Source organism: Mesorhizobium sp. AR10 (assembly GCF_024746795.1).
In the GTDB taxonomy this organism is placed as follows: Bacteria; Pseudomonadota; Alphaproteobacteria; order Rhizobiales; family Rhizobiaceae; genus Mesorhizobium.
This window is the reverse complement of record NZ_CP080524.1, coordinates 15907-31994: the sequence shown is the minus strand read 5'-3', so window position 1 is coordinate 31994 and position 16088 is coordinate 15907. Positions and strand designations below refer to the sequence as shown.

Genomic DNA, 16088 nt, shown 5'->3' with positions numbered 1-16088 from the left:
ATGAACAAACGGGAAGGGTATGAAGCGGCTATGATCGGGACGGAGGTCATGTCGCAGGTACACCTGCACAAGGTCCAGCCGGCGTGGAAGAAGAACGCGCTGATCGACAACGACACCTATCTGAAATGGTACGCCGACAGCGTAAAGAATCCGGACAAGTTCTGGGGCAAGCATGGCAAGCGCATCGCCTGGTTCAAGCCCTACAGCAAGGTCAAGAACACCTCGTTCACCGGCAAGGTCTCGATCAAGTGGTTCGAGGACGGCCTCACCAACGTTTCCTACAACTGCATCGACCGGCACCTTAAGAAGCGCGGCAACCAGACCGCCATCATCTGGGAAGGCGACAACCCTTACGACGACAAGAAGATCACCTACAACGAGCTCTACGAGCATGTCTGCCGCATGGCCAATGTGCTCAAGAAGCACGGCGTCAAGAAGGGCGACCGCGTCACCATCTACATGCCGATGATCCCGGAGACCGCCTATGCGATGCTTGCCTGCACGCGCATCGGCGCGATCCATTCCATCGTCTTCGGCGGCTTTTCGCCTGATGCGCTGGCCGGCCGCATCGTCGACTGCGAATCGACGTTCGTAATCACCGCCGACGAGGGCCTGCGCGGCGGCAAGGCGATCCCGCTCAAGGAAAACACCGACAAGGCGATCGACATCGCGTCGCGCCAGCACCACAAGGTCGAGACAGTGCTGGTGGTGCGCCGCACCGGCGGCAAGATCGCCTGGGCGAACGGCCGCGATTTTTGGCATCACGACGAAATCGCGTCGGTGAAAGCCGACTGCAAGCCCGAAAGCATGAAGGCGGAGGATCCGCTCTTCATCCTCTACACGTCGGGTTCGACCGGCAAGCCGAAGGGCGTGCTGCACACCACGGCCGGCTATCTCGTCTTCGCGTCGATGACCCATGAATATGTCTTCGACTACCACGACGACGACATCTACTGGTGCACCGCCGATGTCGGCTGGGTCACCGGCCACAGCTACATCGTCTATGGGCCGCTCGCCAATGGCGCCACCACGCTGATGTTCGAGGGCGTGCCGAACTACCCTTCGCCATCGCGCTTCTGGGAGGTCGTCGACAAACACAAGGTCAACATCTTCTACACCGCGCCCACCGCGATCCGCGCGTTGATGGGCGCCGGCGACAGCCATGTGACGAAAGCATCGAGGAAATCCTTGCGCGTGCTGGGCTCGGTCGGCGAGCCGATCAATCCCGAAGCCTGGGAATGGTATTTCAACGTCGTCGGCAACAAGAAATGCCCGATCGTCGACACCTGGTGGCAGACCGAGACCGGCGGCATCCTGATCACGCCGCTGCCCGGCGCCACCGACCTCAAGGCAGGTTCGGCGACGCGACCCTTCTTCGGCGTCAAGCCCGAATTGGTCGACAATGAAGGCAAGGTGATCGAGGGCGCGGCGGACGGCAATTTGTGCATTGTCGATTCCTGGCCGGGTCAGGCGCGAACGCTCTATGGCGACCAGGAGCGCTTCATCCAGACCTATTTTTCTACCTACAAGGGCAAATATTTCACCGGCGACGGCTGCCGCCGCGACGCCGACGGCTACTACTGGATCACCGGCCGCGTCGATGACGTAATCAATGTTTCGGGACACCGCATGGGAACGGCCGAGGTGGAATCCGCTCTGGTTTCCCACGACAAGGTGTCAGAGGCTGCCGTCGTCGGCTATCCGCACGACATCAAGGGTCAGGGCATCTATTGCTATGTCACGCTGATGGCGGGTGAGTTTGGCTCGGACGAGTTGCGCAAGGAGCTCGTCGCCCATGTGCGGAAAGAAATTGGCGCCATCGCCTCGCCCGACAAGCTGCAATTCGCCCCCGGCCTGCCCAAGACGCGCTCGGGCAAGATCATGCGCCGCATTCTGAGGAAGATCGCGGAGGATGATTTTTCCGCGCTCGGCGACACCTCGACGTTGTCTGATCCGGCCGTGGTCGACGATCTGGTCGCCAACCGCCAGAACCGGAAAGGGTAAGAACATTCTGTGAGCCGTGTTGGCTCCAGGCGCCAACACGGTGGTTGTGCTATTCTTTATCCTCGTATTTGAAGGATACGCTTACTTTCGCGCGGAAGGCCTCGACCTTGCCATCCTTGATCTGGAGGTCAAGCTTCACGACCTCGGCGATGCGCAAGTCCCGCAGGCTGCTGGATGCGCGCTCCACGGCTGCCCGCGCGGCATCGTCCCATGACTCAGTGCTCGTGCCGACCAGTTCGATGATTTTGTAGACGCTGCGGGGCATGGGGGTTCCTTCCTTTCGGCCGACATCCGCCCGATGATCGGCTCCCTGATCTGAGAATGCTGCCTAAGGGGCGCATTGGCAAGAGCGAGCCCTGTCAGGGGGCGCAACGCACCAGGTCACCGCGTCCGCGCTGAGCGGCGTCGGTCAGCCTTGATCGCGGATATCCTAGAGGGAAGGGCGCTGGTCGAGAAACCATTCACCGCTGCCCGTCACCTTTTACTTTCCGTTTACAGAGTGAGCACATGCTTGCGGACCACCCGCGGACTATTGTCTATTGCGCTCCCAGTCGGAGACCAACCATTGGGACTTGCGCCGCTGCTCGTCCTCACTGATCAGGGAGCGTCCGAAACGGAGTAGGATCCTAAATGGAGACGCCCATCCTCGAGGCGAAAGGCTTCGCTGCAGCGGTAATCGACGCTCTTGCATCACACATCTGCGTCATAACCCAGGACGGTGTGATCGTAACTGTGAATCGCGCTTGGCAGATTTTCGCAGTCGAGAATCCCCCAGTTTCAAATCGCTCAGGGATAGGGTCGCACTATCTCAAGATTTGTCGAGAAGCGTCGGGGGCCGGCTCCGAGGAGGCCGGGAAATTCGCTTTGGGAGTCCAAGCGGTTCTCGAAGGCAAGACCGACTTGTTCCAGATGGAATATCCCTGCCACTCGCCCAAAGAAAACAGGTGGTTCTTGGGTCGCGTCACCCCTCTTAAGGCCGAGCAGCGGGGCGCGGTGATTTCTCACATGACCATCACCGATCGGAAGTTACTGGAGTTCGAATTGGTGAGACTAGCCGCGACCGATCCGCTGACTGGCGGACCCAATCGTCGCTCTTCTTGAAGACCGGAAACCAGGAGGTCGAGCGCGTAAGGCGGTTCGGGGCGCAACGGAGAGCCTCGTCGCCGACTGAATGCCCAAATGTATCGTTTACGGCTTTGAAGTGATCGATGTCGATCATAACCACCGATGCCGACGGCCGCCACATGGCCAAACGATTTGAGGCTGGCGTTCAACGTGTCGCCCATGCAGATGGGCGACAAACTCCTCGGCCTGCGCATTGTCAGGATCCTCGACGCGGAGGGTTTGCCACCCAATCGGTTGGAGATCGAGATCACCGAGAGTGCGGTTGTGCGCGAACTCGCCGCCGCGACGCAGATCATCTCCGACCTGAGGAGTGCCGGCATCCAGGTGGCATTGGATGATTTTGGCACGGGCTTTTCGAGCCTGTCGCAACTGGGCAATTTCTCGTTCGATCGAATCAAGGTGGACCGCAGCTTCGTCGCAGAGTGCGAGCGGGATCCAAAGCGGCTCAAGATCATCAAGGCGATCCTGAACCTTGGAAAGGGCCTTGGAATTCACACGACAGCCGAAGGCATCGAAACGGCGGCGCAATTTGACCTGATGAAAGGCATGGGTTGCGAGAACGGCCAGGGATACCTGTTTAGTCCAGCCATCCCGGCAAGCGAACTGGTGCAATTCATCGAGCGCGAGTCTGTGCGACTCCGCGCATAGAACCTCTGAAGGTTCCCAATCCTCACTTCTGCGAACACAGGCTCGATGCCCCGTAGCGGCGGCGAAAGCCGACCAGCGCCGAATCCACAACCTGTCAGAGGAGGGACGGGACCTAATGCGCGATGCGGGCTAACGGTGTGCCGTATTTCGGGCTCGGCGACGCGGGCGGCCGGGCTTATCTAGTCTGAAGCACTCTGGTAGACTTTGGATGGGTGGACACGTACATGGAGTTCCAATGGAACGGACCGAATTGCAGGCCATTGGCGACACGCTCATGAGGATTGTGACGCCTGACATGACGCCTAAGCAGCTCATGAAGGCGGCGAGGAAAGAACACCCGAAGGCCTCGAAAAAGGACATCGCCCGCGCCGCTTTCTTCTCGATCATTGCACATGCCGACGAAGACCTGGGCAAATCGAAAAATCTGCAGGCCTTCGCGCTGGCGGAAAGAACGCAGGGTTCTGAATAGGCCATTGTCACAGCACAGTGACAGCTAGGTGCAGCCAATCGTCACGATTTGAGTGGAGTGGGCTTTTTCGCCCATCCCATTCTTCGGGCCAGGGTTCGAACACCGTATGCCAGATAAACAGAGCCCAAGCCGATCAAAGCGCCATAGCTCAATGGCATCTCACCGAAGTAAAGGCGAAATGCAGTATATACGCCCCAAGTGAGCAGAATTGCGAAGGCTGCCCATGCGAGAGTCGATATCCAAAACTGGGTTTGAGTCAATTGAACGTCCTCTATCATCTGCAGGTGCGGACAATCTTAGGAGACATATCTCTGTCGTCAACGCTGGATGGCCGGAATGCTTCTCGAAGGCGGTGTTATCACCGGCAGAAGGGCTGTCAACGCGATCCGCGACCTGTTCGCACAGCAGCTGGTCGGCACCGACATCTGGATCCCCTTGCTTGGTGCGTCGGCATCCTCATAGTCGCGTACATCTTCGCTATGTTCACTGACCACCGCAGGATTCTCCTAGTAGCGTCGAACGCGGGTGCTGGCGCTGGGCGTGCGCCGCAGGCGTGCCTGAGTCCATTGAATGGGGCTTTTCCGTCACCGACTGACCGGCAAGTCTGGAGCAATCTGACTTCGGGTCGCAAGAAGAACGGCAGTTTTTCGTGAATCTGGCCCGATTGCGGCCAGTCCGCTTTCGGCCCGTTGCGGTCATTGAAGTGCGCTTAACGGACCGCCCAACTAGCGCAAAATCGAACATAGTTTCCGAACACAATCTGATGTCAGGGTAACGGTCGATTGCCGGACATAGCGGTGTAGCGTACGGGCCATCGCGAAAACTTCGCCCTTAACCCTTCAAACGACGACTTTTGCGCCTCGGTTCGGTCGCTGAAATGTACCTTGGTGCAGACGCGTTGCGACGAGCATGTGTGCAACACCCTACCCTCCAAGCACTTTCTTTAATAACGGGCAGCTCTTCGACAACTGTCCGCTTGTAAACAAGCAGGGAGAAGGTGGCCGGCGCCCAAGGGCGGGGTTGGGGTGCCTGGGGTGGGTAGGCGCCGGCCAGGCGGAAATAAGGTCCGCCGCCCGAACAACCTAGCGGACGGGCCGCAGTTGCCTATGGTGCGATCGCGGAAGCTATGCCTGCCCACAGTCACCGGTGCACTAACCGCGCGGTCTGGTTTTGGGTCCTGGCGAACTTTCCCCCGGGTGTGCGGACAATCTGGCGGATCGCCGATCTTTCAGCCAAAGGGACTTCATTTTTCTTGCCAGTAGCTCAGCTCGATCGCCATCCGCGCCATGCGTCGCAGCAATCGCGTAGTCGGCTCTATTCGTTCGATAGTCTTCTTTTTGCACAGACATCGTTTCCTCCCAGTCCGCGCGGGCATTTCCCTCCTTTGGCCCGGCGGAAGCACTAGCTGCCGGTGCATCGTAGGAGTCTACCAATTGGGGATTGCATTGGGATGAGACACGCCGCAGCCGGGTTACATCTCGTTGTTTTCGATGATGCCGGCCTCGCGGTCTTGAAATTTGGGTGGCAGATGCAGGTGACTTCTTGAGCCTTACGCCGGCGCCGCCTCCGATCTCAGGGATGAACTCGACTTCCGGGCCGAACAGGGCGCGCTCGGACCTACCCCTAGACCTTCGCCTTCCGCTTAGCCGGCGCCTTCTGGACGGGAGCAGCCTTGCGGCCAAGCCCGGATGCCTTCGCCAGGGCCGAGCGCTGTGCAGCGTAGTTGGCGCGACCATGGGGTAGTCGCGCGGCAAGCCCCATTTTTCGCGGTATTCGTCAGGGGTGAGCCCGAAGTCCGTGTTGAGGTGTCGCCTCAGCGACTTGAACTTTTTTCCGTCCTCCAGGCAGATGATGTAGTCTAGAAAAACCGACTTCTTCGGATTGACGGCCGGCGCCTTCGGTTCGATAGGGGCGACCGGTGGTTGGCTGACCCCGGAGAGAGATGAATGGACAGACGTTATTAGTTCCGGCAGTCCAGCGACTGGCACCGAATTATTGCTGACAAACGCCGCCACGATATCGGTGGTGAGATTTATAAGTGCAGCGGCATGATCGTCGGCTTCGGTCATGAATCATCCTGATTGTGAGGTTGCAAGGCCGCGGCCAATATACCGATCAAAGTCACTGCGGCAATCGATAGATGGGTGACGGTCACGCGCTCCCGACGGCGCGCGCCACCAGCCTCGCAGCTCGCACTTCAGGGTATGCCCTGAAGTGACGTAACACGGTCCGCCGGGCACCGCGTAACATCGGAGTTGACACCGACTATTTGTGACAATGTAGCCTCGGGCCTAAACCTTGAGGTGACACCGCATGAGCCGGATAGGCTACGCCCGCGTCAGCACCGTTGACCAAGATCTCGACATGCAAATCGCCAAGCTGAAGGCCGAAGGCTGCGCCATCATTCGATCGGAAAAGGTCTCTGGGGCCAGCCGTGACGGTCGAGCAGAACTTGCAACCATCATCGATTTTCTTCGGCCGGGGGATGAACTGGTCGTCACACGCCTCGATCGGCTCGGCCGTGACACGCGTGACGTTCTAAATTTGATCCATGAATGTGAACAACGAGGGGCCTTCGTTACCGTCCTCGACCCGCATGTCTCAACGCGCGGCGACATGGGGCACATAGTGTTGACCGTGCTTGGAATGGTTGCCCAAATGGAACGGCGTTTCATCAAGGAACGCCAACGCGAAGGTATCGAGAAGGCAAAGTCTGTAGGTTCATATCGCGGCGGTAAACGACGCTTGGACTATGACTCCATTAAGTCGCGGTATTCTTTAGGAGAAACGCCAACAGCCATTGCGTCGTCGCTTGGGTGTTCCAGGATGCAGGTCTATCGCGTCCTGAGAGATTCGACGCTGTCGAGTGCCTAGCATTGACCGACGTTAATCGTTAATATGTCCGAGCTGTTTCCAGGCCCCTCGTGCCAGTGCAGGACGTGTGGCACTTGGAGCGATCCAGATCAGGCCAACGGCAACATTTACTTACTGCCCAACGCCTTGTTCAGCACGGCGGCCAGTCGCAGACCACCGATCGCAAGTTGCTGGTCAAGCGTTCCTTGAACCGACTGCTGATATTTGGCGTCAAGCGCTATCGGGCCGCCAGCGCCGACAACGGATTCCCAACCGGCCGGCAACATGGCGTAGGCCCGCCTGCCGACTTGGTGACATTCCTTGGCCCAATCAAAGATATGATCATATCGCTGATCAGAGACTGCGAGGTTTGGTATAACTGTAGTCTCGATCTCCTCTAGGTATGCGCCCCAACTGAATGCGTGCGCTTCTATTAGGATGTCGTCCCAGAGTTTGTGAAGATTCCCAGAGAATTTTGCCTCTTTGCCGTCAGGATACTTGCCAACGAAGTCGACCTTTACCCCATTTCCGCCACCGTCACCTGCGTGCTCGGAACAATGAAATGGTTGCGAAAGATCACCCATTAGGTGGACGACGAAACGCAGTGAATTTTGTCTCGCAAGGGGGGGAAGCGCAGGGTCAGCAAGGCGCGCTACCTCCCTATTAAGCGCAAGAATTAAGCAGTCGCCCTCACTTTCCAGTTTGCACGCCTCAGCAGTACTCGGATTTTCCTCGGCGATATCGAAATCTACGAAGTGCCAGCGCTTGGTTTTCGAACCAACTGACGTGAACTTGTAATCGTCGGCCCAGCTTGAGATTGAAGCCAGCGATGCATGGCCAATCAAATTTTCGACATTCGCGGCGGCAGAGGCACTAAGGCGCCTCTGGGCGATTTCCGCAATGATGGAATGGCCGGACGCTCCCCATGCCAAAGCCGCCTCTGGAAACGCTAGCGTGATCAATATTGCTGTTGTTGCTGTTACCCTCATGAAATCCCCCGAACTTTCGCTCGCAGACGTAGCCCACTCGACCTGATGCAACGAAACTCTCAAAAACGCCTTGATTCTCTCTGGAGGCATGCGAGCTGCGTGCACCCAAACGCGTTTCCGACGATGTGACTAAGGTCGCCAATGCCTCCTAAGGACAGGAATTCTTGCAGGTTCCCTTGCAGCATACCTGGTCTGCTGTGCAGGCGCTGGAACTGCAGGTCTCTGGGGAACTCGTTTGGAGGGGGGCGAACTTGCCGTCGTCACGCTTCCACGTGTAGATGACGTAGTCGAGGCGGGTGATGTCGCCCTTCGCGTCATAGGCGATGTCGCCGATCACAGTTGGCCATGGGCCACCCGATTTGATCTCTGCTGCAACCCTCTGCGCGTCGTCGGACGAGCCGACCTTCGCGGCGGCGGCGGCGACGATCTGCAAGGCGGCGTAGGAGTACAGCGTGTAGCCCTCAGGCTCGAAACCGGCTGCACGGAACTTCTCGACGAGTTCCTTTGCGGTTCTGCGTCGATCAGGTGCGAAAGTCATCAGCGTGCCTTCGACGGCGTCGCCGGCGATGGAGGCCAGTTCGTTCGACCCGATGCCATCGCCCGACATGAACTGGGCCGTGAGGCCCTGGTCGGCGAGCTGACGCATGATCATGGCGGCTTCGGTGTCCAAGCCGCCGTAGTAGACGACGGAGACGCCGGCGTCCTTCATCTTGGCGATGAGGGCTGAGAAGTCCTTGTCGCCGACATTGATGCCTTCATACATGGCTTCGGTGACGCCGTCGGCGTTGAGCGCCTTCTTGGTGTCGTCGGCGAGCCGCTGGCCATACGGCGTCTTGTCGTGGACGACAGCGATCTTGGCGTCCTTGAAGTGCGAAGCGAGATAATCGCCGGCAACCTTGCCCTGTTGGTCGTCGCGTCCGCAGGTGCGAAACGTGTTCCACAGGCCGCGCTCGGTAAGCTGCGGGTTGGTCGCCGAAGGCGTGATGACGAGAATGCCGTTCTCGGCATAGACGTCCGACGCCGGGATGGTGACGCCCGAGTTGAAGTGGCCGACGACAAACTTGACACCGTCCGCGACGAACTTGTTGGCGACCGAGATGCCCTGCTTCGGATCCGACACGTCGTCACCGATCTCAAGCTTGATCTGCTGGCCGTTGATGCCGCCCGCAGCGTTGATGTCGGCGGCAGCCTGCTCGGCGCCCTTCTGCAACTGCGCGCCGAAGGCGGCGTTCGGGCCGGTGATCGGGCCGGCGACGCCCACTATGATATCTGCGACAGCAAGCGTCGGACTAACAATCGCGAAAAGGCAGACAACACCAACAAAGCCAATTCTCGCGAAACTTACCATTTACCCCCCCAACTTCTTGATTCTCTATTGGTTCTCTGGTCGCACGCGGGGCAATAGAAAACACGCTCCGTTCGCGACTAATCAAGTCGGAACATCGCGATTATCTCGTGCAATAAAAAGGCAGCACGTAAACGAATTTATTGCTATAAATCTAGCGCTAATTTAGAAATGATGCAATCATTCAAGACGGTACAATTCGAGAACAAATGCTTGTTTTAGGCAGCAATCACATAGACGCCCTTTCTCACATGCGAATATATGAGGGGACTGAGCGATGGCTTCATGTCGGACCGACAACGCAAAGCAACTGCATCCTGCCATATCGAACTTTGCAGCCGAGGCGCTCGCTGGACAAATGGACAGACGCGAGTTCCTTGCCCTTGCGACAGCACTCGGGGCAACCACAGTTGCCGCGTATGGATTGCTCGGGCTCGTCCTGCCGGTCGCTCGCGCACAGCAATCGGAAGGAACAATACGCTGCTCAATGTCCATAAAGGAAATCAGCGACCCGCGCCTTTTCGACTGGGTAGAACAGGGCAATGTTGCTCGAGCCTTTATCGAACCGCTGGTTCTATATACTCGCGACTTCACATTTCGGCCTTGGCTGCTTGAGAGTTGGGACGTGAATGATGATGCAACCGAGTACACTCTGCATGTCCGGCAGGACGTCAAATGGACCAACGGGGATGATTTCCAAGCAGATGACGTAATCTTCAATCTTAGGCGCTGGTCCGACACGTCAGTAGAGCGCAACTCGATGGCTTCGCGAATGAAGGGCCTAATAGACCCAAATACCGGAAAAGCGGCCGACGACGCCATCGAAAAGATTGACGATCACACAATCCGGATCAAGCTGCACTATCCAGACATTGCGATAATTCCAAGCTTCTCTGACTACCCGGCTTTGATTGTTCATCGCTCCTTTGACAAGGCGGGAGCCAATCTTTTGAACGGATCGAGGGTTGGGACCGGACCTTTCGAGCTTGTCTCATACGATGTCGGCCAAAGCGCACTGCTGAAGCGCCGGGAGAGCGGCTGGTGGGGCGGCAGAGCCAGTCTCGAACAGATAAAATATATTGACTTTGGGAGCGATCCTTCAGTCATCGTTGCCGCTTTCGAAGCTGGCGAGATCGAGATGAACGACGTTAGCACCAGTCAAGTTGTCCGCGCGCTCGAGGGCGCGCAGGGCATGGTTCTGTCCGAAGCGAAGACCGCGGCAACGATTGTCTGCCGCACAAATGTGAATAGCAAGCCGTACGATGACCCGCGTGTGCGTAAGGCCCTGCAGTTGGCGGTCGACAATGCGACCATTCTGAAGAATGGCTACAACGGTCTGGGCTCCGTAGGCGAAAATCATCACGTCTGCCCTATCCATCCAGAGTACTTCGAGTTGGATAAGGTCTCCCGCGATCTTGAAAGGGCCAAAGCGCTGATGATCGAGGCCGGTCAGATGGACTTCGAGTTCGAACTCATTTCCGAGGATTCGGAAGATTCAAACAAACACAGTGACGCGGTTGCGGAGCAGTGTCGAGAAGCAGGCTTCAAGATCAAGCGCAAGAGCATCCCGTCATCGAGCTTTTGGCTCGAGTGGACGAAATATCCTTGGTCGACCACGGACTGGAGCATGCGTCCACTCGGCGTCCAGGTGCTGACCCTCGCCTACCGCACCGGCGAGCCGTGGAACGAAACCGGATTTTCGAATCCGGACTTCGACGCCAAGCTTAAAACTGCTCTGTCGATTGCCGATGCGGATAAACGACGGGAACTGATGAAGGATATCCAGAAGATGCTGCAGGACGCCGGGATTATCATTCAACCATGCTGGCGGTCGATATTTCGCCATCACAGGAGCAGCCTGTTTGGAGTAGAGATGCATCCAACAATGGAACATCATCATCACATTTGGTCCACCAGTGCTCCCGAGACATGCACTGCCAATGCTCTTGCTTGTGGCGCGGAGCAGCAATGCTGCAGCGGAATCTGCAAGCCAACGTGCAACTGAGAGTCACCTTGCAACGGAGGGCGCAGCATGAATTTCCTGGGTGATCAACGTTGGCTTATCTACGTTTTGCCGGGTTTTATTGCCCTGTTCGTGGCGAGCTTCATCAGCGATTTCCCACAAATCAGAGATTCACAACTGCCAATTGTATACATCGCCTTGACGGCGATGAGCGTCGCAATACCTCTCCTTGCTGTTCACATTTATGGAAAATTGCGCGGCATCCCTTTCGAGTTCGATTCAACAATCCGTTCGCCGATGGTGCTGTCAGCGATATTTTTTTCGTCCGTGGTTTTGGGTTTTGTTTTTGGTGTGGCTCACACTACAGATTATGTTTCCAGAGGTCTTCGTGGAGTATTTGGAAAAGATATCGTTTTAACTTCGAGCCACTCTGAGTTAATTAAAGTACTATTCAAAAACGCGTACAACGAGAAATTTACAGACGGCCAACCTCATCTGGACAGCAAGTATAAAAGGAACCATACTAATAGATATGCCATATTCACTTTCGCTGGGGATCGCAAGAGTTATGAAGGAGTCGTAGCTGAGTTTTTCGGAACCAACGACAAACCGCAGGTCTATCTGTCTCCAGCATGCTCAATCGAGAAAGGCGATCCGATTGTAGTGAGAGGACCTGGCGTTTGGTTAAATCTTGAAGGGCTCGAAGATATACAGTTCGTCTATAGCGTTTGCTCGAAATGTGCTTCGGAGCTCGAACTCGCGGCAGGGAACGAACCGAGTAAGAAATGCCCCTTCTACAACGCATCTGCCAAGCTGCCGAATTGAGTAAAAGACCCTGCCGACAGTCAATCGCGCTGTTACCCTTCAACCGACGAACTGCCTAGTCGATCCTACCCACCAGTCCCGGTGATCGAAAACTAAGAACGCATCCATCGCAACGCTCTAGTCAATGGCCATCCAGTCAGCCTGGTATGCATTGCCGTCGATCCTGCTCGGGTCGGGCCGGTCATAGACAATCAGGTGGCCGGGCTTGCCGTTTCGCCCCAGAAAGCACAACCCTTCTGGCTTTTCGCTGCCGGCCGGCCAAGTATAGAGCTTTTCGGGGTGCTGGATCAGCGGGGTCACTTCCGGCTCCCAGCGGTAGAGGCAAAACGGCCCCATGGCATCGCCCATTGGGCCGGCGATGATAAAGATAGCACTTCCGTTCGGGCTAAGATCACGGATCGCCAGGCTGCCGAGATCGAGAAAGGACAGCCTGTAGCTCTTTACCTCTAGGTCTTTGTTGAGCCTGAGGTGAACGACGACGGCGCTGTTGTCGAGCCGCGGACCGCGAAGCCCCAGAAGCACCTCATCTTTGGTCACCACCATGCCTTCGATATCGAGGCCGTTTTCCTTGCTCGGCAGATCGAGAAACGGTTGGAGATAGGGATCGCTGGTCAGAATGCCTCGAATGGAACATGGCCCCTTTCTCGGGGCGGTTTTCACCTTGCCTAAAGACGGCGCATCGTTCTTGAGGGCGATGCGCGCTAACAGATGCCGGCTTGGCCGATGGCGGATTTCCGCGCGGAGCTGGTCCCTGTCGTCGTCTTCGGAGGCCAGGCGGACATGGCAGTGCGAGCCGCAAAGCCAGAGCGCCCCTTGCGCGACATCAACCGCTTCCAGGTCGAGTTCCGCGCCGCCCTTTCCCGCCCCGGCACCGGGCCAACTCGCGATCAGCTCGTCGATGCGATATTGGCGGGCCAGCGTATAGCCGCCTTCTCGCGCTTCCAGGCACTCGAATGTCCGACCTTCGTCCGAAACCGTCCAGAGCAAACCGCCCCCCGCCGCCACTCCGGACAGATTGTGCAACACGTCCTCCGTCGCGGCCTCCGCATAGTCGAGCCGCACCCGCTCTGCCGGTTTCTTCGTCATCACGCCCCGTCAGCTCTGGAACGGAATGGTGTGGTCTGGCTGCTGGGCCTGTTCCTTCGTATAGGAAACGCCATGAACCTTGCTTCCCCTCTCGCCGAGCAGGGTGATGATGCCACCCCTATTCGACAGCGCCACGGGCGCGACGATCTCGACGACCTGCTTCGCGCCTGCCTCGACCGTGCCTCCCAGCGTCAACCGAGACGGTTGATGGTCGGGCGACCCTTGAGCACGACGTAAGGCATCGGCATCAAACATCCTTCTTAACTAGGTCGAGATGTCTTCCAGCTCTCGGATTGGCCAATACGGTCCTGCACCGCCCGCCACGAGTGCTTCATGCGCTCCGGCTACTGAACGCCGCGGCCTTGGTCGGGCGCGAAGCGGGTCAGTTTCGCGAAGGAACTGACCGGGAGCCCCCACGAAAGTCAGGCCCGTCAACCGCTCAATCTCGGATACGGTCGTCTGGAAGTGCATAAACTCACCGAAGGGAGCAACTTCTATGCCGAACTGGGCAATGACGTCCGTTTGGCTGGCGATGTAGGCGGTGGCCGCAGGTTGCTTTTTCTCGTCAAGTGCGACGACGACCTTCCAAAACTGCACAGGGTACTGGATTTTCTTGTACTCAGGATCCCCGTCGTCGAGCACCGGACCGGTGATCACCTGTGCCCGAATCTCCCGTGCCGTATCAAATATGGTCGACTCGAGAATATAGCGCTCAATGCCCTGCCAGATCTCTTTGTTCTGGTTGAATTTTGCATGTTGCGGCGTGCAGTTTGTCCAATGGCAGGTGTCTGCAGCCGAAGCCAGTGCATCCAAACGGGTAGCACCGTATTCCGCATCTTCGCGGCGCGTGAGGTGCCCACGGTCAAAATTGTTGGAAGCGTAGTACCAGTTCTCGAGCTGGTGCTCTGGCTTGATCCTCGGATCGCGCCGCCATGTGTCCGGAGGGCGTGGAAGGTCGTAGCGGTTTGCGAAATCGACGTTGGCCGCGCTGTAAATTGCCAATCGCCTCCGTGCATGCATCACGACGCTATAGTTGGAATAGTGCAAAACGTGGTTATTCTTGCCCTGCGGCGTTACCAGCGTTGCAACTTCTGCCATCAGACCCGGGCTTATCTCAGGAAATCCGACAGGCGCACCTTTGTCGAGAAAGTCCTCACGATAGCCTTTACGTTTACTGTAGTTGGGTTCGAATGGAGCTTCGAACGCAGCCGTCCTTGACTTTTGAGGGCGCGCTTCCCCGGCCTCAAAAGTCGCTTCCGCACCCACCGAAGAGCCGAGGATGGAGGCGTTGCCGTCGGCATCGATCCTGAGCCGCACGTCGATCGGGAAATTTGGACGGTCCGGCATGGTGAGGTTCTCCTGTGATTTTGATATTCGATAGGGAGTGAGCGATGCGACTGCCAAAGAGTGCGGCCGCTCGGAAATTCGGGCAGACTGCGGCGTTGCTTCAAAGAGCGGTCGCAGCATCGGATGACCTGGGAGCTCTCGCCTCAGCGCCTTGACGATACGGCTAGCGCGGATGCCTTCGTTGGCAATCCACTTTATCTGCGTCTCGTCCATGTCGGTTGGGTCGATATCTCGACCATCAATCGACTGAATCCTGTCGTTTACCCGTTCAGGGATACCGCTGTGATGGAGCGCTACGATGTACCAATCGTTGTTGAAGACCGGGGAACCAGATGACCCACCCATCGTGTCTGTTGCGTACCAAAGAACTTGCTCGGCGCGCTTGATTAGCCGGTTCTCCCGAACGCAGACTTGTTTCCGCTCCCCGTTAGGATGCTGAATAATCGTCAGCCATTCACCTTCAAACGCCTTTCCTTCCTCCTCGACAAGAGGAAGAAAGCCGTATGATTCAAGCCTTTGAGGATGCGTAGTTGACTCCGGCCTGACAGCCACGACGGTGAAATCAAGGTCGGTTGACGTATAGAAGAGTCTGTCGGGATCAAATTCGAAGCTCACAGGACCGGTGGGCTGATCCGCAAGATCGAGCTCGAATTCAAATTCAGCCAAAGATCTTCTGGCAGTCGACATGTCTTGTAAGACATGGTTGTTCGTGATCAGGACGCTTGGACTGATCATAAAACCTGTGGCCCATCCCGAGCCCGCCACCGACCGGATTGCGATCCGAGCAACGGCGCGCGCAGCAATTGCGCCCCGCTCAAAATAGCTGATCGGTTGCAACTCATTGCCGAACAGGATTCGTTCGAGTGTTTCTGCCGCTTTCGAGGGGTCCGGCAGAGTCGCGGTGAGGAACGCTAACCTTTTCTCCGCGACATCGCCTACAACGACGTCGTACGGTACCGTGCTACTAGGCAAGGCTACCGCTGCCGCCACGTCGGGACCGAAGCGTGCCTCTGCTTTCGCAATCTGGGTTTCTATGACCCCCATGAAACCTACCCTCGGCGGTCACGTCCGCAGTGCGGACCGCCTTCCTCTCTGCCTACAGAGAAGTATAGTGCACGCTTCAATCAAACGATTCCGCCGCCTTTGTGGGCAAATTGTTGCGGCTAGAGCGTCCGCGAGCGCTCGAGTTGTTAACTATCCATGAATTTTTCCTGATTGACAAGAGAACGATTATTTTACGAGAAAATAATGCCAAGTCTTTCACTGCTTTTCGGCTGAGGCCTTTGTTTGCCAGCATACTATCTCGTTTTCATACCTTTGAGCCTTTGGAATAGGCGAAGGTCAACAATGGCCGACAACTTCGAGCGGGACGGTTCGAACGCCGCAGTGCTACGGGAGTTGCCGCAAACCAACGCATGTCAGCCGGCCCACGAA

Annotated in this window: 14 protein-coding genes and 2 pseudogenes; 8 read left to right on the top strand and 8 right to left on the bottom strand. The window is 57.1% G+C overall.

Features of this window, described 5'->3' with window-relative positions:
- The first annotated feature begins 48 nt into the window (after positions 1-48).
- On the top strand, positions 49-2004 hold the full coding sequence (gene acs, locus LHFGNBLO_RS03690; RefSeq protein ID WP_258604470.1) for an acetate--CoA ligase: 1956 nt from the start codon (positions 49-51) through the stop codon (positions 2002-2004).
- Between the two features lie 49 nt (positions 2005-2053).
- Here the strand turns inward: acs and LHFGNBLO_RS03685 are convergent, their stop codons facing one another.
- Complete coding sequence (locus tag LHFGNBLO_RS03685) at positions 2054-2269, bottom strand: dodecin family protein (protein ID WP_258604469.1); 216 nt, start codon at positions 2267-2269, stop codon at positions 2054-2056.
- A 365-nt stretch (positions 2270-2634) separates the two neighbouring features.
- Here LHFGNBLO_RS03685 and LHFGNBLO_RS03680 point away from each other — a divergent pair, with 365 nt between their 5' ends.
- Positions 2635-3105: a PAS domain-containing protein gene (locus LHFGNBLO_RS03680; protein ID WP_258604468.1), complete on the top strand. Its 471-nt coding sequence runs from the start codon at positions 2635-2637 to the stop codon at positions 3103-3105.
- Here the strand turns inward: LHFGNBLO_RS03680 and LHFGNBLO_RS03675 are convergent.
- Entirely contained in the window at positions 3017-3250 is a 234-nt protein-coding gene (locus tag LHFGNBLO_RS03675; protein WP_258604467.1) for a diguanylate cyclase, read from the bottom strand. The two genes, LHFGNBLO_RS03680 and LHFGNBLO_RS03675, sit on opposite strands and share 89 nt — an antisense overlap.
- Here LHFGNBLO_RS03675 and LHFGNBLO_RS03670 point away from each other — a divergent pair.
- From LHFGNBLO_RS03670 to LHFGNBLO_RS03660, 3 genes are all read left to right on the top strand, one after another.
- Positions 3232-3777, top strand: coding sequence for an EAL domain-containing protein (locus tag LHFGNBLO_RS03670; protein WP_319944203.1), 546 nt, complete (start codon positions 3232-3234; stop codon positions 3775-3777). The genes LHFGNBLO_RS03675 and LHFGNBLO_RS03670 overlap by 19 nt on opposite strands.
- 235 nt (positions 3778-4012) lie before the next feature.
- Positions 4013-4246 (top strand): hypothetical protein, encoded by a 234-nt coding sequence (locus tag LHFGNBLO_RS03665; RefSeq protein ID WP_258604463.1) that lies wholly within the window; start codon positions 4013-4015, stop codon positions 4244-4246.
- Positions 4247-4582: 336 nt separating this feature from the next.
- Positions 4583-4708, top strand: coding sequence for a hypothetical protein (locus tag LHFGNBLO_RS03660; RefSeq protein WP_258604462.1), 126 nt, complete (start codon positions 4583-4585; stop codon positions 4706-4708).
- Positions 4709-5869: 1161 nt separating this feature from the next.
- Here the strand turns inward: LHFGNBLO_RS03660 and LHFGNBLO_RS03655 are convergent.
- Positions 5870-6315: pseudogene (locus tag LHFGNBLO_RS03655) on the bottom strand (MucR family transcriptional regulator).
- Between the two features lie 244 nt (positions 6316-6559).
- On the opposite strand from LHFGNBLO_RS03655, the gene LHFGNBLO_RS03650 reads away from it, so the two are divergent.
- The gene (locus LHFGNBLO_RS03650) at positions 6560-7120 is read left to right on the top strand and encodes a recombinase family protein (protein ID WP_258604460.1); all 561 of its coding nucleotides are present in this window, start codon (positions 6560-6562) and stop codon (positions 7118-7120) included.
- Between the two features lie 107 nt (positions 7121-7227).
- Here the strand turns inward: LHFGNBLO_RS03650 and LHFGNBLO_RS03645 are convergent, their stop codons facing one another.
- Positions 7228-8088, bottom strand: coding sequence for a S1/P1 nuclease (locus LHFGNBLO_RS03645; RefSeq protein WP_258604459.1), 861 nt, complete (start codon positions 8086-8088; stop codon positions 7228-7230).
- Between the two features lie 229 nt (positions 8089-8317).
- A pseudogene (locus LHFGNBLO_RS03640) lies at positions 8318-9436 on the bottom strand (branched-chain amino acid ABC transporter substrate-binding protein); the annotation flags it as partial.
- A 274-nt stretch (positions 9437-9710) separates the two neighbouring features.
- Here LHFGNBLO_RS03640 and LHFGNBLO_RS03635 point away from each other — a divergent pair.
- The gene (locus LHFGNBLO_RS03635; RefSeq protein WP_258604458.1) at positions 9711-11438 is read left to right on the top strand and encodes an ABC transporter substrate-binding protein; all 1728 of its coding nucleotides are present in this window, start codon (positions 9711-9713) and stop codon (positions 11436-11438) included.
- Between the two features lie 27 nt (positions 11439-11465).
- The gene (locus LHFGNBLO_RS03630) at positions 11466-12221 is read left to right on the top strand and encodes a hypothetical protein (RefSeq protein WP_258604457.1); all 756 of its coding nucleotides are present in this window, start codon (positions 11466-11468) and stop codon (positions 12219-12221) included.
- Positions 12222-12338: 117 nt separating this feature from the next.
- Here the strand turns inward: LHFGNBLO_RS03630 and LHFGNBLO_RS03625 are convergent, their stop codons facing one another.
- Genes LHFGNBLO_RS03625 through LHFGNBLO_RS03615 form a run of 3 tightly spaced genes read right to left on the bottom strand, consistent with a single transcriptional unit; the run spans position 12339 to position 15698 of the window.
- Positions 12339-13283, bottom strand: coding sequence for a DUF3616 domain-containing protein (locus LHFGNBLO_RS03625; protein WP_258604456.1), 945 nt, complete (start codon positions 13281-13283; stop codon positions 12339-12341).
- A gap of 33 nt (positions 13284-13316) precedes the next feature.
- Positions 13317-13562 carry a hypothetical protein gene (locus tag LHFGNBLO_RS03620; protein WP_258604455.1) on the bottom strand — a complete coding sequence of 82 codons (246 nt, stop codon included), beginning with the start codon at positions 13560-13562 and terminating at the stop codon, positions 13317-13319.
- A gap of 9 nt (positions 13563-13571) precedes the next feature.
- Positions 13572-15698 carry a DNA/RNA non-specific endonuclease gene (locus tag LHFGNBLO_RS03615; protein ID WP_258604454.1) on the bottom strand — a complete coding sequence of 709 codons (2127 nt, stop codon included), beginning with the start codon at positions 15696-15698 and terminating at the stop codon, positions 13572-13574.
- Positions 15699-16088: the final 390 nt, after the last annotated feature.